Source organism: Stenotrophomonas sp., from assembly GCF_032061965.1.
Classification (GTDB): Bacteria; Pseudomonadota; Gammaproteobacteria; order Xanthomonadales; family Xanthomonadaceae; genus Stenotrophomonas.
The window spans coordinates 1-2,872 of record NZ_DAMBEF010000085.1 but is presented as its reverse complement, the minus strand read 5'-3'; the positions used below and the strand labels follow the sequence as shown (position 1 = coordinate 2,872).

The following is a 2,872-nucleotide window of genomic DNA, read 5'->3' as shown; positions in this document are numbered from 1 at the left end:
ACGATGATGTGGTAGAACGGACGCTTCTTGGCGCCGCCGCGGGTCAGTCGAATCTTGACCATGGTGGTGTTTTCCTATGTTGCCCAGTCGCCAGGATGGCGCGGTAAGCCAGCGATTATAGCGGCGGCCCTGCTCCATTCCAACCCCAAGGGCAGCAGCAAGCTGAACAACCCGGCAGGCGGGGCCCACGCCCCGACGTAGCAAGCACTTCAGCCGCAGCCCGGCCGGTGGTCACAAACACCCCACAACGTTCTCATCGATACTGAGACACGTAGACCTTGCGTGCGTGAAATCCTGCCTTCGGGTGGCGGATAGTGCCGTGGCTTCGTGGCTTACGCCACTCCTACGCTTGCGGCGGCTGCCAGGGCGTCAGTACCAATGCCTGACGCAGCACCCGCAACAGGGCATCGGATTGCTCGAATACCTGCCCGCCCATCTTGCCCAATGGCCAGACCCCCGTGGCATTGCAGGCCACCGCGCCGCTGAAGCCAGCCAGTTCCTCCAGCGCCACCGGACGGCGGTGCTGCGCCTGGCCCAGGCCTTTCAGGCTACGGACCAGCAACTGTTCCGTCGTGCCCCTCAGTGCTGCCGCCTCCGGCCACACCACCTGCGCGCCATCCCAGAAGGCCAGGTTCCAGGTGGTGCCCTCGCTGACCAGGCCCTTGGCATCAATCAGCACCGCATCATCGAAGCCCTGCCGCATCGCTTCCCGGCGCAGATGGAACAACGGAAAGGTTCCCACATGCTTGAGATGCGGCAGGTCGCGCTGGTAGACCATCGGCATTACGGACCGTGGTGCGGACAGCACCGTAGCCGGCGGGGTCAGGCCGATCAATACGTCCAGCGGCACCGGCTGCAGCGGCTGGCGGAAATCGAACTGGCGCGAGAACACGGTGATGCGCAACGACGCATCCTCCAACGCGAAGGCCTGCAAGGCCTGAACCAGCCACTGCTGCAACTGCCCTGCATCCAGCGCGGTACCAAACAATTCACGCGAGCCCTGCTGCAACCGCTGCAGGTGCAGCTCCCACCCCTGCACCGCGCCAGCGCGCACCTGCAGCGAGGTGAAGTGGCCGTAATTGACCAGCAAGGTGGGGGTCAGCCCGGTCTCCATCGGCTGGCCATTACAACTGAGATAACTCATAGCAATTCCTTTGCCTGCGTCCACAGCGTACCCAGCACCTCGGCAGCGGGCGCGCGTCGCGCCATCCATGCCGATTGCCCCGCCCAGGCCTGCATCGTGTCCAGTCGATTGTCAGCATTGGCTTGACGGCGCATTGCCGCGGTCAGCCCTCGCTGCACCGGATAAGGCTGCGGCGCCGGCGCCGCAGGTGATGCAGCCGCCTGGACATATGCGGTATCAAGGGCACGGCCCAGCCGACCGCTGAACGCACGCGTCGCGCGGGTGGCTTCCGGTTCGGTCCTGGTCAAAGCCTGGCGCCAGGCATCTGCAATATCCGACTCTTCCGCAGCGAGAAAAGCTGTGCCCACCTGCACTGCGCTGGCCCCCAGCAACAAGGCCGCAGCAACACCTCGCCCATCGCCGATACCGCCTGCAGCAATCACTGGCACATCCAGTTTGTCGGCAAGGCGCGGCAGCAGGGCGAACAAGCCCACCATCTGCCGCTCGGCCTGGTCAGCATCGAACGCGCCACGATGACCGCCCGCCTCCATGCCCTGGGCAACAACAGCATCGGCACCTGCGGCCTGTGCCTGCAGCGCCTCGGCCAACGTCGTTGCGCATGCGAACCAGGTGATACCCGCGTCTTTCAGGCGCTGCACCTGTGCAGGCGAAGGCACGCCCATGATGGTGGAGGCTACTGCCGGGCGTGCGGCAATCAGGGCATCCAACTGGGCGTCGAAATCCGCTGGACCCGCATCCCCTGCGGACACATCCACTGGTGGCCCCCACTGCGAAAGGAAATCACGACTCGTCGCTTCGGCAAGTGCATCGCGCTGCGGCGGCGGATCCGGCACCCACACATTGACCTGGGCCGGGCCACTGGCCTGCCGACGGAAATCATCCATCCACTGACCGATCTGCGCTGGCGTGGACAGCACCGCACCCATCGCCCCCATGCTGCCTGCATTGGCCAGGGCGGCGGACAGCGGCACCGGGCAGGCGCCGGCCATCGGTGCAAGAAGAATGGGTAGTTCCACCCTGAAGCGCTGGCAGAAACGATCAACGCGTTGCTGGATCGCAGGATTCATGAGCGACTGCCTCCGGATGGGGAAACAACGACAACGCTGCGACGCAACTGCAGCAAGTTGAAGCCTTGCACGAAGCCTTGCTTGAGGCTTTGCTAAAGCCCCTCTCCCTTCACGGGAGAGGGGTTGGGGAGAGGGCAAGGAAGCTACCGAATCCCATCAGGAGGCAGCACAGACGCCCCGCGCCTCCCCTTCTCGCCCCCGCTTTGACAGGGATACGCCGTTTGTTCTCGCACCAGGAGCCGGCCAAGGCGCAACTCAGGCAGCACTTCATCCAACGTCAGCCCGGTGACACCACACTCAACGGAACGGCAAACCGCCCTTGCCTCCGCCCATGGCGCCGAGCATGCCCTTCATGTTGCGCATCATGCCCTTCATGCCGCCACCGGCGAGCTTGCCCATCATCTTTTCCATCTGCATGTACTGCTTCATCAGCTTGTTGACGTCGGCCGGCTGGGTGCCCGAACCGCGCGCGATGCGGGCACGGCGCGAGCCGTTGAGCAGGCCCGGATTGCGCCGTTCCTTCTTGGTCATCGAACTGATGATGGCGATCATGCGCGGCACTTCCTTGCTCTGGCTGACCTGCTGCTTCAGGTGCTCGGGCACCTGGCCCAGGCCCGGCAGCTTGTCCATCAGGCCGCCGATGCCGCCCATGTTCTGCATC

At 64.6% G+C, this 2,872-nt stretch carries 2 protein-coding genes and 2 pseudogenes; all 4 read right to left on the bottom strand.

The window, feature by feature from the left end:
* A pseudogene (rpsP, locus tag RT460_RS19445) lies at positions 1-62 on the bottom strand (30S ribosomal protein S16); the annotation flags it as partial.
* Positions 63-343: 281 nt separating this feature from the next.
* On the bottom strand, positions 344-1,144 hold the full coding sequence (locus RT460_RS19440; protein WP_313321366.1) for an aminotransferase class IV family protein: 801 nt from the start codon (positions 1,142-1,144) through the stop codon (positions 344-346).
* Positions 1,141-2,211 (bottom strand): nitronate monooxygenase, encoded by a 1,071-nt coding sequence (locus RT460_RS19435; RefSeq protein WP_313321365.1) that lies wholly within the window; start codon positions 2,209-2,211, stop codon positions 1,141-1,143. The genes RT460_RS19440 and RT460_RS19435 overlap by 4 nt, the downstream gene beginning before the upstream one ends.
* Before the next feature lie 297 nt (positions 2,212-2,508).
* Positions 2,509-2,872: pseudogene (locus RT460_RS19430) on the bottom strand (signal recognition particle protein); the annotation flags it as partial.